This is a genomic window from Streptomyces sp. NPDC007901 (assembly GCF_042959465.1).
GTDB lineage: Bacteria > Actinomycetota > Actinomycetes > Streptomycetales > Streptomycetaceae > Streptomyces.
Genome location: NZ_JBIBKW010000015.1, coordinates 163,653 through 178,530, shown reverse-complemented (window position 1 = coordinate 178,530; position 14,878 = coordinate 163,653). Strand labels below are relative to the sequence as shown.

The window sequence follows — 14,878 nt, the reverse complement described above, 5'->3', positions numbered from 1 at the left end:
CTGCCGGTCGTGCTTGTCGCCGCCGCAGTCTGCCCCAGCCCGCCGCTCCTCGTCCCCGAGGTCGCCGCCGGCGCCGCCCCCGAGCTGGACGCCGCGCGTGCCGCCTGCACCGACGCGCTCGGGGTGCTCGCCGCCGCCCGGCCCGACCTCCTGGTGGTGGTCGGGCCTGCCGAGCAGCCCGGCCGGGGCGTGTTCCCGCAGGGCAGCCGGGGCTCCTTCCGGGGCTTCGGTGTCGACGTCGACGTACACCTGGGCGACGGCGAGGCGGGGGAGCGGGAACTGCCGACCTCGCTCGCCGTCGGCGCCTGGCTGCTGGAGCGCACCGGCTGGGCCGACGCGCCGATCGAGGGGCTGGGGGTGGGCGAGCCCCTGGAGGCCGAGCGGTGCGTCGAGGCCGGGCGGGAGGTCGCCGGCCGGGCCGCACGCGTGGCCCTGCTGGTGATGGGCGACGCCAGCGCCTGCCGCACGCTCAAGGCGCCCGGCTACCTCGACGAGCGCGCGGCCCCCTTCGACGCCGAGGTCGCCCGGGCGCTCGGCGCGGCCGACGTGTCGGCGATCAAGAACCTCGACGCGGCGCTGGCCCACGACCTCAAGGCCGCCGGCCGCGCCCCCTGGCAGGTCCTGGCCGGCGCGGCCGAGGACGCGGGCCTCGCCGGGGCGCTGCTCCACGAGGACGCCCCGTACGGCGTCTGCTACCTCGTGGCGACCTGGTCCTGAACGCCTCTTTCACACCCTTTTCCGAACGGCGGACCGGTCTCTTTCCGAACGGCGAACCGGAGAAACGGCGGACGGCCGGGAGTCGGGTGACTCTCGGCCGTCCGCCGATCTCCGCGGTCCGCCCCGCTCAGGAAGCCGACGGCGGACCCTCCGGCCGGGTCGGGGTGGTGGGGTCGGCCCCGGTGCCGCCCGTGGCGTCCGGGTGCACGAACCGGTCCATGGCGACCTTGGCCTTGCCCGTACCCGTCTGGATCTTGTCGCTGTACTTGCCCTTGGTCTTCTCGTCGACGACCCGCGCGGCCTTGTCGATGCCGTGCTGAAGCTTGTCGATCTTGTCCTCGTGCTGCTGCGCGAGGTGAGAGGCCTTGTCCTTGGCCGGGGCGAGCTTGGCCTTCAAATTGTCCAAAAGACCCATGGCTACCTTCCCTATGGCTTCCCTCGCGGGCCGTTATGTGCGGGCGCCCTCGCCGGCCTCGTTGTCGGCGGCCTCCTTGGCGGACTGCTGCCGGGGGATCTCGGTGCTCGCGACAGCGGACGCCGCGGCCGGCTCCGGCTCCGTAGCCGCCGCCGTTTCCGCGCTCCCGTCGTCGTCCTCGTCCGTCCCCTGGGCCGCTGTCGCCTCGGCCGCCTCCTCCGCCGCGTTCGCCGCCTCGGACCCGTCCGGCTCGGTGCCGGCCGGCGCCTCGACGTCCGGCTCCTCCGTCGCCTTCGGCTTCCTTCCGAGGAGTCGTGCAAAAACGCCCATATCCACTCCATACGTTACTCGTGTGAGCGAAATCCCGCGTCACCCGGTGCGTCCGATTGCGTCAGAACCGGTCACCGCCTCTCGGCGGCGGCGGGACCTCGCAACGGGCAACGAAGCCGGACACGGACTGTCACGTAACTCGTTCGAGACCCGCTGCCGAGGTTTGCGAGACTGGTGCGGTGAGCAGCGCACCCCCCGCCCCCCGTGTCATCGCCGTCGTCGGCCCCACCGCGGCCGGAAAGTCCGACCTCGGTGTCTTTCTGGCCCAACGGCTCGGCGGTGAGGTCGTCAACGCCGACTCCATGCAGCTGTACCGGGGGATGGACATCGGGACCGCCAAGCTGACGCCCGGGGAGCGCGCCGGTGTCCCGCACCACCTGCTCGACATCTGGGACGTGACCGTCACCGCCTCCGTCGCCGAGTACCAGCGGCTCGCCCGCGCCCGCATCGACGCCCTGCTCGCCGAGGGCCGCTGGCCGATCCTGGTCGGTGGCTCCGGCCTCTACGTCCGCGGTGCCGTCGACAACCTGGAGTTCCCCGGGACCGACCCCGAGGTCAGGGCCCGCCTGGAGGAGGAACTCGCGTTGCGCGGCTCCGGCGCGCTGCACGCGCGGCTGGCTGCCGCCGACCCCGAGGCCGGCCGGGCCATCCTGCCCAGCAATGGCCGTCGTATCGTCCGCGCCCTCGAAGTGATCGAGATCACCGGCCAGCCCTTCACCGCCAACCTCCCGGGCCACGACTCGGTGTACGACACCCTCCAGATCGGCGTCGACGTGGCGCGCCCCGAGCTCGACGAGCGCATCGCGCTGCGCGTCGACCGGATGTGGGAGGCCGGACTCGTCGACGAGGTCCGCGCACTGGAGGCGCACGGGCTGCGCGAGGGCCGCACGGCGTCGCGCGCCCTCGGCTACCAGCAGGTCCTGGCGGCGCTCGCCGGGGAGTGCACCGAAGCGGAAGCACGGACCGAGACCGTCCGTGCCACGAAGCGCTTCGCGCGCCGTCAGGATTCATGGTTCAGGCGCGACCCGCGGGTGCACTGGTTGAGTGGGGCCGCGGCGGACCGCGAGGAACTTCCGCGGCTGGCCCTGGCGTTGGTCGAACGACCGGTCACAGCCTGATCACGTCATGGCATCGGGATGCGCCACCGGTCATCGCGGCCTCCGGTGCCGTGCCATCATCGAGCTTCGATCGCAAGTGGAGTCCTAGGTTGGGAGGGCGCGTGGCGATGGAGGCCGGCCCTCGCGACACCGCACAAGACACCGAGCACGTCGCAGTCGGGCCCAGTGAGGCAGAAGAGGCCGAGGACAGGCTGAGCTCGGACGGTCCGGACGACACGGTGGGCGGCGGTGTGACCGCCGACGGCCCCGAGCCGGAGGAGATGTTCGCGAGCGGCCCCGAGGTCGAGGTCGAACTCCGCCCGCAGCGCCGACTGCGCCTGTGGCAGCTCGCCCCCATCGTCGGCCTGGCCGCGGTCGGCTCCCTGATGTTCGCCTTCCCCCTCGCCTTCGACTTCGGCGACAGCGGCGCGGTGATCGCCATGCTGGGCCTGCTGATCTGCTCCTGCGCGGCCGGCTGGGGCATGATGGCCGCCCGCAAGGTCGGTTACACGTGGCCCGGCCTCCCGCCCCGCGGCGCGGGCCGCCGCCCCGACTGGCGCGTGGTGATCGGCTACGTGGTCCTGGTGGCGATCGTGGTCGTCCTGGCCGTCTGGCGCGTGGCAAGACTGCGCTGAAAGGCGTCCCGAGCTGCGACGCGCCCCTTCAGGGGCGCGGGGAACTGCGCGACCAGCCCCCACCGGCCCGCACCCGAAGCGCCACGCAGCCCTCCATTACCCTCGAAGAATGAGCATCCCCTTCCTCAAGGGCCACGGCACCGAGAACGACTTCGTGATCGTCCCGGACCCCGAGAACACCCTGGACCTCACCCCGGCCGCCGTAGCCGCCCTCTGCGACCGCCGGGCCGGCCTCGGCGCCGACGGCGTGCTGCACGTCGTACGGTCCGCCGCGCACCCCGAGGCCAAGGGGATGGCCACCGACGCCGAGTGGTTCATGGACTACCGCAACGGCGACGGCTCGATCGCCGAGATGTGCGGCAACGGCGTCCGCGTCTTCGCCCGCTACCTCCAGCACGCCGGCCACGCCACGGAAGGCGATCTCACCGTAGCCACCCGCGGCGGCGTCAAGACCGTGCACATCGACAAGGCCGGCGACATCACCGTCGGCATGGGCCGCGCCCGCCTCCCCGAGGGCGACGTGACCGTGAGCGTCGGCGACCGCACCTGGCCCGCGCGGAACGTGAACATGGGCAACCCGCACGCCGTGGCCTTCGTCGCGGACCTCGCCGACGCCGGCGACCTCTACACCCCGCCCCCCTTCAGCCCCGCGTCGGCCTACCCCGAAGGGGTCAACGTCGAGTTCGTCGTCGACCGCGGCCCCCGCCACGTCGCGATGCGCGTGCACGAACGCGGCTCCGGCGAGACCCGCTCCTGCGGCACCGGCGCCTGCGCGGTCGCCGTGGCCACCGCCCGCCGTGACGGCGCCGACCCCGCGGCCACCGGCAACCCGGCCACGTACACCGTGGACGTGCCCGGCGGACGCCTCGTCATCACGGAACGCCCCGACGGCGAGATCGAGATGACCGGTCCTGCGGTGATCGTGGCCGAGGGCGAGATCGACGCCGAATGGCTGGAAAGCGCCGCCCGCTGAACGCGTGATCCCTGCATCCGGGTGCCCGCGAACCCCCGGATGCACGGCCCGCGTTGGCCTCGATGGCCAGAAACATCGGCCACCCCCCGAACAGGTGGCGCAAAATCGTAAACCTCCAAACCGTCGCTCGATTGGGTGATCCGTTTCACGCTCGGCGGGAGCCGGTCAATCGGGCCCGGTGAGCTCGATAGCATCAAGCACCGGCACGGACGGGGGAACGTCGCCAATCCCTGAGCCGCGTATGCCCTGGGGCTCCGTCCGCCGGTCCTGAGCCGGAGGTGTGCCCATGAGTGCGGAGGCCACGAACCCTGCGACGCCCGGTCCTGCAGCGCCCACGGCGGCGGTCCGCAGGAAGGCCCGCCCCCGGATCGACCTGCGCCGTCTCGGCCGCGCGGCGCTGCTCGGGAACGCCGCGCGCGGCAGACTGCCCGACGCCATCGGCCATGTCGTCGAGGCGCACCGCGCCCACTACCCCGACGCCGACCTCGAACCGCTGCGCCGCGCCTATGTGCTGGCCGAGTCCTCGCACCGCGGCCAGATGCGCAAGAGCGGCGAGCCGTACATCACGCATCCCCTCGCGGTCACCCTGATCCTCGCCGAACTCGGCGCCGAGACCACCACGCTGACGGCGTCCCTGCTCCACGACACCGTCGAGGACACCGAGGTGACGCTCGACCAGGTACGGGAACAGTTCGGCGAGGAGGTCCGTTATCTCGTCGACGGGGTGACGAAACTCGAGAAGGTCGACTACGGGGCCGCCGCCGAACCCGAGACGTTCCGGAAGATGCTCGTCGCCACCGGCAGCGACGTCCGGGTGATGTCGATCAAGCTCGCCGACCGGCTGCACAACATGCGCACCCTCGGTGTGATGCGCCGTGAGAAACAGGAGCGCATCGCCAAGGTCACCCGCGACGTCCTCATCCCGCTCGCCGAACGGCTCGGCGTGCAGGCCCTGAAGACCGAGCTGGAGGACCTGGTCTTCGCCATCCTCCACCCCGAGGAGTACGCCCACACCCGGGAGCTGATCGCCGAGAACGCGGCCCGCGGCGACGACCCGCTCGCCGAGATCTCCGACGAGGTGCGCGGGGTGCTGCGCGAGGCCGACATCCCCGCCGAAGTCCTGATCCGGCCCCGGCACTTCGTCTCCGTGCACCGCGTCAGCCGCAAGCGCGGCGAACTGCGCGGCGCCGACTTCGGCCGGCTCCTGGTGCTGGTGGGCGAGGACGCGGACTGTTACGCCGTCCTCGGCGAACTGCACACCTGTCTGACCCCGGTGGTCTCGGAGTTCAAGGACTTCATCGCCGTACCGAAGTTCAACCTGTACCAGTCCCTGCACACGGCGGTCGCCCGCGCCGACGGCCAGGTCGTCGAAGTCCTCATCCGCACCCACCAGATGCACAAGGTCGCCGAGGCCGGAGTCGTCGCCCTGGGCAACCCCTACGCCCCGGCCGCCGACGCCCCCGCGGCGGAGACCGCCGAGGACCCGGCCGACGGCGAGCGCGCCGACCCCACCCGCCCCGGCTGGCTCTCCCGGCTCCTCGACTGGCAGAAGGCCGCGCCCGACACCGACACCTTCTGGTCGACCCTGCGCGAGGACCTCGCCCAGGACCGCGAGATCACCGTCTTCCGCCCCGACGGCGGCGCCCTCGGCCTCCCCGAGGGCGCCACCTGCGTCGACGCCGCCTACGCCCAGTACGGGGAGGACGCGCACGCCTGTATCGGGGCCCGTGTCAACGGCCGCCTCGCCACCCTCAGCACGGTCCTGCGGGACGGCGACACCGTCCAGCTCCTGATGGGCCAGGACCCGGCCTCCGAGCCCTCCCGGGAGTGGCTGGAGCACGCCCACACCCCGGCGGCCCGGATCGCCATCCAGCGCTGGCTCACCACCCACCCGGACGCGGCCGAGGAGCCGCAGGCCCCCGCGGCCGCACCCACCCGGCCCGTCCCGGAGCCCCTGGCCCCCGCCCCCCGCACCGCCAGCGCCGTGGTCGTCGACCGCCCCGGCGCGACCGTACGGCTGGCCGGCTGCTGCACGCCCGTACCGCCCGACGAGGTCACCGGCTTCGCCGTGCGCGGGGGAGTGGTCACCGTGCACCGCGTGGAGTGCGCCGCGGTGGCGCACATGAAGGGCACCGGACGCCCGGAGTCCGCCGTGAGCTGGGGGGACAGCACCGCCTGCCGGGTCACCCTGGTCGCCGAATCGTTCGGCCGCCCCCATCTGCTCGCCGACCTCACCGAGGCGATGGCCCAGGAGGGCGCCGAGATCGTCTCGGCGACCGTGGAACCGCCCAGTCAGCAGCGGGTCCGCCACACCTACACGGTCGAGCTTCCGGACGCGGCCCACCTGCCCGCCCTGATGCGTGCGATGCGCAATGTGGCCGGTGTGTACGACGTGGGCCGGGCGCAACACCAGTGACCTACTCGTTCGAGTGGATCGGTCGCGAGTCGCCGCCGTGAGGTCGGGGTGCGCTGGTAGCGGTGGTTCATGCCGCTCACCCTGCGCACCCGCGCGTCACAGCGACCCGCCCGCCCGTCCGGACGCGGCACCGGCCCGCTCCGTCACCGGCGGGCCGCCGCCCTCCTCGCCTCCGCCGTCTCCGTCGCCGTGCTCGGCGCGAGCGCCCCGCCGGTCCCGCTCGGCCTCGGCGACCGGCTCTTCCCGTACCTCGGCAACCCGGGGTACGACGTGGCGTCGTACGACCTCTCCTTCACCTATCCCGGCAGCAACGACAAGCCGCTGCAGGCCGTCACCACCATCGACGCCTGGACCACCACCGCCCTGGACCGGCTCAACCTGGACTTCGCGCACGGCACGGTGGAGTCCGTCGAGGTCGACGGCCGGCGCGCCGCCTTCGACAGCGCCGGCGAGGACCTGGTCGTCACGCCCGAGAAGCCGCTGGGGCGGGGCAGCTGGACCCGGATCACGGTGCGGCACACCAGCGACCCGGTGTCCGCCAAGGGCCAGGACGGCGGCTGGGTGCGCACCACGGACGGCCTCGCCATGGCCAACCAGGCCGACGCCGCCCACCTGGTCTTCCCGTGCAACGACCACCCGTCCGACAAGGCGATGTTCACCTTCCACGTCACCGCCCCGAACGGCTACACCGTCGTCGCCAACGGACTGCCCACCGAGTCCGCCCGGGTCGGCTCCGCCACCACCTGGACCTACCGCACCCAGCACCCGATGGCCACCGAACTCGCCCAGGTCTCCATCGGACGCTCCGCCGTACTGCACCGCGCGGGGCCGCACGGCCTGCCCGTCCGCGACGTCGTCCCGAGCGCCGACGCCAAGAAGCTCGAACCCTGGCTGGCCAAGACCCCGGACCAGATCGCCTGGCTGGAGAGCAAGGTCGGCACCTTCCCGTTCGAGACGTACGGCGTGCTCATGGCGCAGGCGTCCACGGGCTTCGAGCTGGAGACCCAGACCCTCTCCCTCTTCGAGAAGGGCCTGTTCACCGAGCCCGCGTACCCCAAGTGGTACATCGAGTCGATCATGGTGCACGAGCTGTCCCACCAGTGGTTCGGCGACAGCGTCAGCCCGCGCGTCTGGTCGGACGTCTGGCTGAACGAGGGCCACGCCACCTGGTACGAGGAGCTGTACGCGGAGGAGAAGGGCAAGCAGCCCATGATCAACCGCATGAAGGCCGCGTACGGCGCCTCCGACCGCTGGCGCGCCGCCGGCGGACCGCCCGCCCTGCCCAAGCCCCCCGAGCCCGGCCAGAAGATCAGCATCTTCCGCCCGAACATCTACGACGGCGCCGCCCTCGCCCTCTACGCCCTGCGCCAGGAGATCGGCAAGCCCGTCTTCGAGCGCCTGGAGCGGATCTGGGTCCAGCAGCACAAGGACGCCACGGCGACCACCGCCGACTTCGTCCACCTCGCCTCCGCCGTCGCGAACCGCGACCTGACCGGCTTCTTCGACGCCTGGCTGTACGGCGAGAAGACCCCGCCGATGCCCGGCCACCCGGACTGGAAGCAGGTCCCGGCTCCGGCGAAGCAGAAGGCCCGGAAGTGACGGCGGGGCGGCCCCCGGAACAACGGCCCTCGGAATAACACGGTGCCGGGCCGGGGCGTGCCGTGCGACCATCATGGGGTCGGCGCGGCACGCGGCACGGGTCGCGGGGAATCTCCCGGGGTACTCGTACGTTGAGACAATGAGCGCCGGTTTCGGCATACCCATCGACGTAAAGGACCCAATGACCTCCTCTTCTTCCCCTTCCCAGGACACCAGGCGCCTCGCGCAGGACTACCCCGACGGTCTTCGGGCCGATGCCCTGATGGAAGAGGACGTCGCCTGGAGCCACGAGATCGACGGAGAGCGGGACGGCGACCAGTTCGACCGCTCCGAGCGAGCAGCCCTGCGCCGTGTCGCGGGCCTCTCCACCGAGCTCGAGGACGTCACCGAGGTCGAGTACCGACAGCTCCGCCTGGAGCGGGTCGTGCTCGTCGGGGTCTGGACCTCGGGCACCGTGCAGGACGCGGACAACTCCCTCGCGGAGCTGGCCGCCCTCGCGGAGACCGCGGGCGCGCTCGTGCTCGACGGCGTCATCCAGCGTCGCGACAAGCCCGACCCGGCCACCTACATCGGCTCCGGCAAGGCCCTGGAGCTGCGCGACATCGTCCTCGAAACGGGCGCCGACACCGTCATCTGCGACGGTGAGCTGAGCCCGGGCCAGCTGATCCAGCTGGAGGACGTCGTCAAGGTCAAGGTCATCGACCGGACCGCCCTGATCCTGGACATCTTCGCCCAGCACGCCAAGTCCCGGGAGGGCAAGGCGCAGGTCTCGCTCGCGCAGATGCAGTACATGCTGCCGAGGCTGCGAGGCTGGGGTCAGTCGCTGTCCCGTCAGATGGGCGGCGGCAAGGGCGGCGGCCTCGCCACCCGTGGTCCCGGTGAGACCAAGATCGAGACGGACCGGCGGCGGATCCGCGAGAAGATGGCGAAGATGCGCCGGGAGATCGCGGAGATGAAGACCGGCCGCGAGATCAAGCGCCAGGAACGCCGCCGCAACAAGGTGCCGTCCGTCGCCATCGCGGGCTACACCAACGCCGGCAAGTCCTCCCTGCTCAACCGCCTCACGGGCGCCGGTGTCCTGGTCGAGAACGCCCTGTTCGCGACCCTGGACCCCACGGTCCGCCGCGCGGAGACCCCGAGCGGCCGCCTGTACACCCTGGCGGACACGGTCGGTTTCGTCCGCCACCTGCCCCACCACCTGGTCGAGGCGTTCCGCTCCACCATGGAGGAGGTCGGCGACTCCGACCTGATCCTGCACGTGGTCGACGGCGCGCACCCGACCCCGGAGGAGCAGCTGGCCGCCGTGCGCGAGGTGATCAGGGACGTCGGCGCCACCGGCGTACCGGAGATCGTAGTGATCAACAAGGCGGACGCGGCGGACCCCCTGGTCCTCCAGCGCCTGCTGCGCAACGAGAAGCGCTCGATCGCGGTCTCGGCCCGCACCGGCCTGGGCATCGACGAACTGCTGGCCCTGATCGACAACGACCTGCCCCGCCCGTCGGTCGAGATCGAGGCCCTGATCCCCTACACCCACGGCAAGCTGGTCGCCCGCGCCCACAACGAGGGCGAGGTTCTCTCCGAGGAACACACGGCGGAGGGCACCCTCCTCAAGGTGCGGGTGCACGAGGAACTGGCGGCGGAGCTCGCGCCGTACGTTCCGGCTCCGGCTGCGTGACGCTGGGCGTAAGTGAAGGCCCCGCTCCCTTTCGAGGGAGCGGGGCCTTATGTCTTTTGTCTTTCAGGGGCGCGGGGAACTGCGCGACCAGCCACCGACGACCGTCAGTCGAAACGCGACAGTTCCCCCACGGCGCTGTCAGCCGCCCTCACTGATCAGCGAACTTCTTACTGACCGCCTCGTACACACCCTTCGCCACCGCACCGAACCGCGGCCCGGCCAACCACCCCGAACTCACCGGCCCGATCGACGTGTTGGACACCAGCGCCGCCTTGCCGTCGGCACCCGTCTCCACCCAGCCCCCACCGGACGCCCCGCCGGTCATCGTGCACCCGATCCGGTACATCGTCGGCGCCGACGCGTCGACCGACAGCCGCCCCGGCCTGTCCGCGCACTGGTACAGCAGCGACCCGTCGTACGGCTTGGCCGCCGGATACCCGGTGGCCGTGATGCTCGACACCTTCGGCACCGCGGGCGCGTCGAAGTTCACCGGCAGTGCCGAACCGACCGTCTCCTCAAGGGACTTGCCGCCGTTCCGCTGCTCCGGCGTCACATGGATCACGGCGTAGTCGTACGACGCCCCGTCGCCGCCCGTCTCACCGCCCTGGTCGATCCACTGCTGCGAGGTCTGCGCCCCGTCACCCCACCAGACGCCGTACGGCGCGATCTCCGGCCGGGTCGCCTTCGCCAGCGCCGTACCCGTCAGCCCCTGGTCGTTGTACGACGGCACGAACGCGATGTTCCGGTACCAGCCGCCCTTCTTGCCGGCGTGCACACAGTGCCCCGCCGTCCACACCAGGTTGGACTTGCCCGGGTGCGCGGGGTCCTCGACGACCGTCGCCGAGCAGACCATCGTGCCCTCGGGGGAGTCGAAGAACACCTTCCCGGAGGTGGCCGCGCTGTCGTGGTACGTCGGCCGGACCGCCTTCGCCCGGACCGGATCCGGTGTCGGGTCGGTCACGCCCTGGTCACCGGAGATGTCGTTGTCGTCGACACCCTTGTGCTTGTCCGGGTCGTTGGCGTCCCGCATCCGGTTCGGGTCCCACAGACCCTTGATGATGGGGTTGATGAAGTCGTTGGCCTCGCGCAGCCAGTCGTCCTTGTCCCAGTTCTTCCAGGCGCCGTTCTTCCACTTGTCGATGTCGATCCCGTGCTCTTTGAGCTTGTTCTTGATGTCGTCCGGGATCTTGATCTTGCCGTCACCGGTGTCGGCCGTGGCGGACGCGGACGCCGGGCCGCCCGCGTTGTCGTCGCCGGAGCCGCTGCAGGCGGTGGCGGTCAGCGCCAGCGCCGAGGCGAGGGCGACGGCCGCCAGCGCGCGGCGCGCGCCCCTTCGCCGGCGCGGGGCGGACGACGGCCGGATGGATCGCATGGTGGTGACTCCCCCTGTTGGCAAGGAACTTCAGCGCCACACACTATGCGCTCGCTGTGGGGGTCTTCCCCTGGAAGGGCAACGGTTTCGCTACGGGACTCACCAGCGGGGCAACCGCAGTTCGTAGCTGGGATCCACGCGCCGCATGTAGCCGGTGTCGTCGCGGGTGCGTACACCCGACTCCAGGTACAGCCGGTGCAGCCGGTCCAGCGCCTCGTGATCGAGTTCGACGCCGAGTCCGGGTCCGGTGGGGACCCGGACGGCGCCGTCCGCGAACTCCAGCACCCCGGGCCGGATCACGTCGTCGGCGCTGTTCCACGGGTAGTGCGTGTCGCAGGAGTGGTCCAGGTTCGGGATCGCCGCGGCGACATGGGTCATGGCCGCGAGGCTGATGCCCAGGTGCGAGTTGGAGTGCATGGACAGGGCGAGCCCGAACGCCTCGCAGACGGCGGCGAGTTCACGGGTGCGACGCAGTCCGCCCCAGTAGTGGTGGTCGGTCAGCAGCACCTGGATCGCGTTCTGCTCGATCGCGAGCCTCAGATGCTCCCAGGCGATCACGCACATGTTGGTCGCGAGCGGAAGCGGTGACTCCTTCGCCACGGCCGCCATACCCTCGATGGTCGCGGTCGGGTCCTCCAGGTATTCGAGGACGTCGGCGAGCTCACGCGCCACGTACCCCGACGTCTCCACCGTCCAGGCCACATTGGGATCGAGCCGCAGCGGCTGCCCGGGGAACGCCTCCGCCAGCGCCCGTATCGCCGCGATCTCCTCGTCCGGCGGGAACACGCCCCCCTTCAGCTTGAACGACCGGAAGCCGTACCGCTCCTGCATCAGCCGCGCCTGCTCGACGACCCCGGCCGGGTCCAGCGCCTCCCCCCAGTCGTCGCCGACCGCCGGGCGCCCGTCCAGGGCGGGGTGCTCCGCCCACTTGTAGAAGAGGTACGCGGCGAACGGCACCGAGTCCCGGACCGCGCCGCCGAGCAGGTCGCTGACCGGGCGGCCGAGCAGCTTGCCCTGCGCGTCGAGACAGGCCACCTCCACCGCGCTCGTGGTCCAGCCGCGCTCGTGCGAGCTCGGCACGGTCGGCAGCAGCGCCGCGTCGATCGCCGCCGCGACGGCCGTCGTGTCGAAGACGTCCATGCCCACGACCACCTTCGCGGCCGCTTCGAGCCGCTCCAGACGGGCCGTGCCACCGGGCGACTCGCCGAGCCCGACCGTGCCGTCCGCCAGGACGAGTCGCAGGACGATCCGCAGCGCGAGGGGTTCGTGCACGCCGTTGGAGTTCAGCAGCGGCGGGTCCCGGAAGGCGATGGGGGTGATGACCAGTTCGCGGATCTTCGTGCCCGCGGACGCGTTCATGCGGCGACTGCCTCCAGTCCGTGATCGATGGGTTTTCGGTCATATCCATGAACTGAAATCACGGATCTAAATGCTGAGCCAAGCTACGAATTGCTTTCTCCGCATGTCAAGACATGGCTGGGGGATTTTGTCGGGGGGCGGGCCCTCGTCCGGCGGGCCGAACGACGGGTGGGGCGCGAAGGGCACGGACGTGACAAGGGCGCGGCAAGGACGTGGCAAGGATCTTGAAGCCACCCGTAACCCGCCGGACGGTCCGGGGTTGGTAGCGGTGGGGTGCCCGCTGCCTGTGCCCGGTGCCCGCCGATCAACTCGCCTCTGGACAGCGGGGAGGACAGCGAGCCGTGGCCGTGACGGAGTCGGTGACCGGGGAGACGTCCGGGGGAGCGCACACGGCGCACGAGGGGATCCTGAGACGCCAGTCCGCACGCGAATCGCGCGCCCGCACCTACGCGCGCGCCCTCCCCATCGTGCCGGTGCGGGCCCGCGGCCTGACCATCGAGGGCGCCGACGGCCGCCGTTACCTGGACTGTCTCTCCGGCGCCGGCACCCTCGCGCTCGGGCACAACCACCCCGTCGTGCTGGAGGCCATCCGCAAGGTCCTCGACTCCGGAGCCCCGCTCTCCGTCCTCGACCTGGCGACCCCCGTCAAGGACGCCTTCATCACCGAACTGTTCCGCACCCTGCCACCCGGCCTCGCCGACCGCGCGCGCGTCCAGTTCTGCGGGCCCGCCGGCACCGACGCCGTCGAGGCCGCCTTCACACTCGTCCGGGCCGCGACCGGCCGCACCGGCATCCTCGCCTTCACCGGCGCCTACCACGGGATGACCACAGGCGCCCTGGCGGCCTCCGGCGGAGCCGGTGACGTCCGCGTCGCCCGGCTGCCCTACCCCCAGGACTACCGCTGCCCGTTCGGCGTCGGTGGCCCGCGCGGCGCCGAACTCGCCGCCCGCTGGACCGAGTCCGTCCTCGACGACCCCAAGTCCGGCGTCCCCCTGCCCGCCGGGATGATCCTCGAACCCGTCCAGGGCGAAGGCGGGGTCATCCCCGCACCCGACGACTGGCTCCGCCGGATGCGCCGGCTCACCGCCGACCGGTCCATTCCCCTCATCGCCGACGAGGTCCAGACCGGGGTGGGCAGGACCGGCGCCTTCTGGGCCGTCGAACACAGCGGAGTCACCCCCGACGTGATGGTCCTCTCCAAGGCCATCGGCGGCAGCCTCCCCCTCGCCGTCGTCGTCTACCGCGACGACCTCGACGTCTGGGAACCCGGCGCCCACGCCGGCACCTTCCGGGGCAACCAACTCGCCATGGCCGCCGGCACGGCCACCCTCGCCCACGTCCGCGAGAACGCCCTCGCCGAACGCGCGCGCCTCCTCGGCTCCCGCATGCTCACGCAACTCCGCACCCTCCAGTGCGAGTTCGCCTGCGTGGGGGACGTGCGGGGCCGGGGACTGATGATCGGCGTGGAACTGGTGGATCCCGAGGGAGACGGCCGTACGGGGCGGGGGGCGGCCCCGGGACTCGGCGATTCCGCGGCCGGTCTGACCGGGATGCCGGGTGACGTGGTGTGCGTCGGCCGGCGGGGTGGTGCGGCCGGTTCGGCAGAGACGGCGGGTGACGCGGTGTGCGCCGGCAGCCGGGACAGCGCGGCCGGTTCGGCGGGGAGGCCGGGTGCCGAGGCGAACGCCGCCTGGCCGGACGGTGCGGCCGGATCCGGGCCCCACCCCGCCGCTCCCGAACTGGCCTCCGCCGTGCAGCGCGCCTGCCTGGAACGGGGCCTGATCGTCGAACTCGGCGGCCGCCACGCCGGTGTCGTACGACTCCTGCCGCCGCTGACCATCACCGACGAACAGGCGACCGCCGTCCTGGACCGCCTCGCCGACGCCATCGCCGCAGTGGCCCGCGACCCGGCCGCCCACGGCGTCCGACGCCGACGCCCGGACGGCCGCGAGGAGCCGGCTGGGTAGCCGACGCATCCGGGAACGGCCGACGCCTCCGACGCATCCGGGAAGGTCCGGCCGCCCGACGCGGGTGACGCCTCCGAGGCGGACCGGTCGCCCGGAGCAGCCGGAGGGCCGGGGCGCGCCACAAGCACCGAGAGGCAACCGGCCCGCCGGACGGTCCGGAAGGCACTGGCCATCCGCCGAACACCAGGAGCAGACCGGTGGCCAGCCGCCCCCCCCGCGCCCCAGACCCGCCCTGACCTGACCCGACCCGGGCGAATCGGCCGACTCGCCCCGACCGCCTTCATCCGCATCCCGCCCTCCCCAGATCCTCCGGACCGACTGCA

At 72.1% G+C, this 14,878-nt stretch carries 12 protein-coding genes; 8 read left to right on the top strand and 4 right to left on the bottom strand.

Annotation, left to right across the window (positions count from 1 at the left end):
* Positions 1-9 precede the first annotated feature (9 nt).
* A complete protein-coding gene (locus ACFZDK_RS38310; protein WP_390979423.1) occupies positions 10-717 on the top strand; it encodes a class III extradiol dioxygenase subunit B-like domain-containing protein in 708 nt (235 codons plus the stop codon).
* 127 nt (positions 718-844) lie between these two features.
* On the opposite strand, the gene ACFZDK_RS38305 is transcribed toward ACFZDK_RS38310, so the two are convergent.
* Both ACFZDK_RS38305 and ACFZDK_RS38300 read right to left on the bottom strand, forming a co-directional pair.
* Positions 845-1,132 (bottom strand): antitoxin, encoded by a 288-nt coding sequence (locus tag ACFZDK_RS38305; RefSeq protein WP_365686299.1) that lies wholly within the window; start codon positions 1,130-1,132, stop codon positions 845-847.
* A 33-nt stretch (positions 1,133-1,165) separates the two neighbouring features.
* Entirely contained in the window at positions 1,166-1,462 is a 297-nt protein-coding gene (locus ACFZDK_RS38300; RefSeq protein ID WP_390979420.1) for a hypothetical protein, read from the bottom strand.
* A 179-nt stretch (positions 1,463-1,641) separates the two neighbouring features.
* On the opposite strand from ACFZDK_RS38300, the gene miaA reads away from it, so the two are divergent.
* The 6 genes from miaA to hflX all read left to right on the top strand — a co-directional run bounded on the left by miaA (position 1,642) and on the right by hflX (position 9,857).
* Complete coding sequence (gene miaA, locus ACFZDK_RS38295; RefSeq protein WP_390979418.1) at positions 1,642-2,580, top strand: tRNA (adenosine(37)-N6)-dimethylallyltransferase MiaA; 939 nt, start codon at positions 1,642-1,644, stop codon at positions 2,578-2,580.
* A gap of 107 nt (positions 2,581-2,687) precedes the next feature.
* Positions 2,688-3,194 (top strand): hypothetical protein, encoded by a 507-nt coding sequence (locus ACFZDK_RS38290; RefSeq protein WP_390979526.1) that lies wholly within the window; start codon positions 2,688-2,690, stop codon positions 3,192-3,194.
* A gap of 109 nt (positions 3,195-3,303) precedes the next feature.
* Positions 3,304-4,167 carry a diaminopimelate epimerase gene (gene dapF / locus ACFZDK_RS38285; protein ID WP_390979416.1) on the top strand — a complete coding sequence of 288 codons (864 nt, stop codon included), beginning with the start codon at positions 3,304-3,306 and terminating at the stop codon, positions 4,165-4,167.
* A 286-nt stretch (positions 4,168-4,453) separates the two neighbouring features.
* On the top strand, positions 4,454-6,583 hold the full coding sequence (locus ACFZDK_RS38280) for an HD domain-containing protein (protein ID WP_390979414.1): 2,130 nt from the start codon (positions 4,454-4,456) through the stop codon (positions 6,581-6,583).
* A 69-nt stretch (positions 6,584-6,652) separates the two neighbouring features.
* Positions 6,653-8,182 (top strand): M1 family aminopeptidase, encoded by a 1,530-nt coding sequence (locus tag ACFZDK_RS38275; protein WP_390979412.1) that lies wholly within the window; start codon positions 6,653-6,655, stop codon positions 8,180-8,182.
* Positions 8,183-8,363: 181 nt separating this feature from the next.
* Positions 8,364-9,857, top strand: a complete 1,494-nt coding sequence (hflX, locus tag ACFZDK_RS38270) for a GTPase HflX (RefSeq protein ID WP_390979410.1) — start codon at positions 8,364-8,366, stop codon at positions 9,855-9,857.
* A 148-nt stretch (positions 9,858-10,005) separates the two neighbouring features.
* Here hflX and ACFZDK_RS38265 read toward each other — a convergent pair whose 3' ends face one another.
* Positions 10,006-11,229, bottom strand: a complete 1,224-nt coding sequence (locus ACFZDK_RS38265; protein ID WP_390979408.1) for a trypsin-like serine peptidase — start codon at positions 11,227-11,229, stop codon at positions 10,006-10,008.
* A gap of 99 nt (positions 11,230-11,328) precedes the next feature.
* Entirely contained in the window at positions 11,329-12,588 is a 1,260-nt protein-coding gene (locus ACFZDK_RS38260) for an enolase C-terminal domain-like protein (RefSeq protein ID WP_390979406.1), read from the bottom strand.
* Between the two features lie 341 nt (positions 12,589-12,929).
* Between ACFZDK_RS38260 and ACFZDK_RS38255 the strand changes: the two genes are divergently transcribed.
* Positions 12,930-14,555: a diaminobutyrate--2-oxoglutarate transaminase family protein gene (locus tag ACFZDK_RS38255; protein ID WP_390979404.1), complete on the top strand. Its 1,626-nt coding sequence runs from the start codon at positions 12,930-12,932 to the stop codon at positions 14,553-14,555.
* Positions 14,556-14,878: the final 323 nt, after the last annotated feature.

Excerpts from the sequence above, each read along its gene's own strand:
- ACFZDK_RS38305 (WP_365686299.1), bottom strand. The coding sequence starts at position 1,132 with ATGGGTCTTTTGGACAATTTGAAGGCCAAGCTCGCCCCGGCCAAGGAC.
- ACFZDK_RS38300 (WP_390979420.1), bottom strand. The coding sequence starts at position 1,462 with ATGGGCGTTTTTGCACGACTCCTCGGAAGGAAGCCGAAGGCGACGGAG.
- ACFZDK_RS38290 (WP_390979526.1), top strand. The coding sequence starts at position 2,688 with ATGGAGGCCGGCCCTCGCGACACCGCACAAGACACCGAGCACGTCGCA.
- dapF (WP_390979416.1), top strand. The coding sequence starts at position 3,304 with ATGAGCATCCCCTTCCTCAAGGGCCACGGCACCGAGAACGACTTCGTG.
- ACFZDK_RS38280 (WP_390979414.1), top strand. The coding sequence starts at position 4,454 with ATGAGTGCGGAGGCCACGAACCCTGCGACGCCCGGTCCTGCAGCGCCC.
- ACFZDK_RS38275 (WP_390979412.1), top strand. The coding sequence starts at position 6,653 with ATGCCGCTCACCCTGCGCACCCGCGCGTCACAGCGACCCGCCCGCCCG.
- hflX (WP_390979410.1), top strand. The coding sequence starts at position 8,364 with ATGACCTCCTCTTCTTCCCCTTCCCAGGACACCAGGCGCCTCGCGCAG.
- ACFZDK_RS38265 (WP_390979408.1), bottom strand. The coding sequence starts at position 11,229 with ATGCGATCCATCCGGCCGTCGTCCGCCCCGCGCCGGCGAAGGGGCGCG.
- ACFZDK_RS38260 (WP_390979406.1), bottom strand. The coding sequence starts at position 12,588 with ATGAACGCGTCCGCGGGCACGAAGATCCGCGAACTGGTCATCACCCCC.